At 65.4% G+C, this 1,661-nt stretch carries 1 protein-coding gene; it reads left to right on the top strand.

Features of this window, described 5'->3' with window-relative positions; genetic code table 11:
* A partial coding sequence (locus tag RA21_RS21745) for a Na/Pi cotransporter family protein (protein ID WP_019296934.1) occupies nucleotides 1–1,661 on the top strand: 1,661 nt, incomplete at both ends.

The following is a 1,661-nucleotide window of genomic DNA, read 5'->3' as shown; positions in this document are numbered from 1 at the left end:
ATGGCAATACTGACTTTTCTGATCAGCCTTGCGGGTGCGACGATGCTGCTGCTTTATGCGGTTCGGATGGTGCGGACCGGGATTGAGCGCAGCTACGGTGCCTCGTTCCAGCGGCTGCTGACTGGGCGCCAAAGCCATTTGCAGGCGGGGCTGATGGGGCTGATCCTGGCGATTGTGCTGCAAAGCTCGGCGGCGGTGGCGCTCTTGACCTCCGGCTTTGCCGCCAGCGGCTATCTCGCCTTCCCCGCCGGGCTGGCGATTGTGCTGGGCGGCGATCTCGGCTCGGCGCTGATCATCCAGATCCTGTCGTTCAAGCTCGACTGGCTGGTGCCGGTGCTTTTGGCGGTCGGCGGCTACCTGTTCGTCAAGACCGAGGCCAAGAAGGCGCGCCAGCTGGGGCGGATCCTGATGGGTGTCGCCTTCATCCTGATTTCGCTGCGCTTTCTGCGCGAGGCAATGGACCCGATCCGCGACAGCGCCTTTCTGCCTGCGGTGGCGGGCTATCTGGCGCGCGACTATATCACCGCCTTCCTGGTTGGTGGCGCACTGGCCTTTGTGATGCATTCCTCCGTCGCGGCGATCCTGATGTGCGTCACCCTGGTGCAGATCGGCGCCATCCCCTTTGCCGCCGGGCTGTCGCTGGTGCTGGGGGCCAATTTCGGCTCTGCCTTCATCCCGGTCTGGCTCAGCCGCGGCATGGCGCTGAAGGCGCGGCGCATTCCCTATGCCAACCTGGCCTTGCGCGGCACCTGGGCAGTGATTTGCCTGTTCGGCGCCAATCTGGCGCTGCGCCAGGGCTGGCTGGGTGACCCGCAGGGCGGCCAGATGCTGGTCAATGCGCATCTCGCCTTCAACGCATCGCTCTTGCTGCTGGCGCTGCCGGTCTGCACCCCGCTGGAGGGGCTGTTCATGCGCAGTTTTCCCGAGCCCGCACAGGCCGGAACCGCAGCGCCGGGGCGGGCGGCCAGCGCGCTGGAGCAGGGCAGCTACGGCTCTCCGGCCCAGGCGGTGGCCAACCTCAAGCGCGAATTGCTGCGGATGGCCGATCAGGTCGGCGCCATGTTCCGCCCGGTGCTGGAGCTGTATCAGGGCGGCAGCAAGGAGCAGATCAGGGCGGTGCAGCGGATGGATGATGAGGTCAACGCCTGCCTCTCCGGCATCCGCCGCTATGTGGCCGCAATCCCGGAAGAGGCGTTCAGCAAGGCGGAGCTGAAGACCGCCCGCAGCCTGATGGAATACGCCATCCGGCTGGAGACCGCGGGCGACGTGGTGGCGCGGCGCCTGACGGTGCTGGCAGGCGAAATGAACAAGAAGGGCCTCAGCTTTTCAAAGGACGGCTGGCTGGAAATCACCCGCATGCATGAGGCGATCCAGGCCAATCTGCAGCTGGCCTCCAATGTGCTGATCTCCGACGATCTGGAAAGCGCCCGGCTCTTGAGCCTGGAGAAGACCGAGCTGAAACGGATGGAGCATGACAGCCGCAAGCGCCACCTGAGCCGATTGCAAAACGGCGGGCGGGAGAGTTTCGAGACCTCCGACATCCACCTGGAGACGCTGCGGGCCCTGCGCGAGTTCAACAGCCACATCGCCGCCGTCGCCACCCCCGTGCTCTACCGCAACGGACAGCTGCTGGAGACACGCCTGATCGAGGAAATGCCTGA

This window comes from Leisingera sp. ANG-DT, from assembly GCF_000813785.1.
Taxonomy (GTDB): Bacteria; Pseudomonadota; Alphaproteobacteria; order Rhodobacterales; family Rhodobacteraceae; genus Leisingera.
The sequence above is the reverse complement of the archived record's forward strand: the minus strand, read 5'-3'. Positions and strand labels throughout refer to the sequence as shown.